We start from the raw sequence: 1,140 nt of genomic DNA on the forward strand, positions 1-1,140 counted from the left end.
CCTAGTCTTCTGAGTCAGGAATTCTGTTCAGATAGCTGGCGAGGCGTTCGAGGATCTCGTCTGCGGTCTTCATCCAGACGTAGGGCTTGGGATCGGTGTTCCATGCGGCGATCCAGGTCCGGATGTCCTTCTCCAGCGCCTGGACGCTTCTGTGGACGCCTCGCCGTATCTGCTTGTTCGTCAGCTCGGCGAACCACCGCTCGACCAGGTTGAGCCAGGAGGAGCCGGTGGGCGTGAAGTGCAGGTGGAAGCGGGGGTGGGCCAGCAGCCAGGTCTTGATGGCTGGGGTCTTGTGGGTGGCGTAGTTGTCCAGCACCAGGTGTACGTCCAGGTCCGCCGGTATCTCCTGGTCAAGTTTGATCAGGAACTTCTTGAACTCCTCGGCCCGGTGCCGGCGGTGCAGGGAGCCGATCACCTTCCCCGTGGCCACCTCCAGTGCCGCGAACAATGTGGTGGTGCCCGCGCGCACGTAGTCGTGGGTGATCCGCTGCGCGACGCCCGGCATCATCGGCAGCACCGGCTGGGACCGGTCCAGGGCCTGGATCTGCGACTTCTCGTCGACACAGAACACCAAGGCCCGCTCGGGCGGGTCCAGATAGAGGCCGACCACGTCGTGGACCTTGTCGACGAAGTACGGGTCCGTCGACAGCTTGAACGTCTCGGTGCGGTGTGGCTGCAGGCCGAAGGCCCGCCAGATCCGCGACACGGTCGACTGCGACAGACCCATCTCCGTGGCCATCGCCCGCGTCGACCAGTGCGTGGCGTTCCTCGGCGTCGACTCCAGCGTCCGCTTCACCACCGCGGCGACCTGCTCATCGGTGACCGTCCGGGGCCCGCCGGACCGCGGCATGTCACCCAGCCCGGCGATCCGGTGTTCGACGAACCGCTTCCGCCAGCGGCCGACCGCATGCGGTGTCGAACCGAGCTGTGCGGCCACGTCCTTGTTGGACGCGCCGGTCGCACAGGCCAGGATGATCCGGCACCGCAAAGCCCACGCCTGCGGAGTGGAACGGCGCCGCACCCACCCCTCCAGCGCAGCCCGCTCCTCATCCGACAGGATCAGCTCGGCCTTCGGCCGCCCAGTACGCGCCATCAGGCAACCCTACACATCTGAACAGAATTCCTGACTCAGAAGACTAG

General features: G+C 65.9%; 1 protein-coding gene. It reads right to left on the reverse strand.

The genetic code is table 11. From position 1 onward, the window contains the following. Position 1 precedes the first annotated feature (1 nt). On the reverse strand, positions 2-1,093 hold the full coding sequence (locus tag DMH12_RS38500; protein ID WP_125495862.1) for an IS630 family transposase: 1,092 nt from the start codon (positions 1,091-1,093) through the stop codon (positions 2-4). Between the last annotated feature and the right edge of the window lie 47 nt (positions 1,094-1,140).

This window comes from Streptomyces sp. WAC 04229 (assembly GCF_003947455.1).
Lineage (GTDB): Bacteria > Actinomycetota > Actinomycetes > Streptomycetales > Streptomycetaceae > Streptomyces.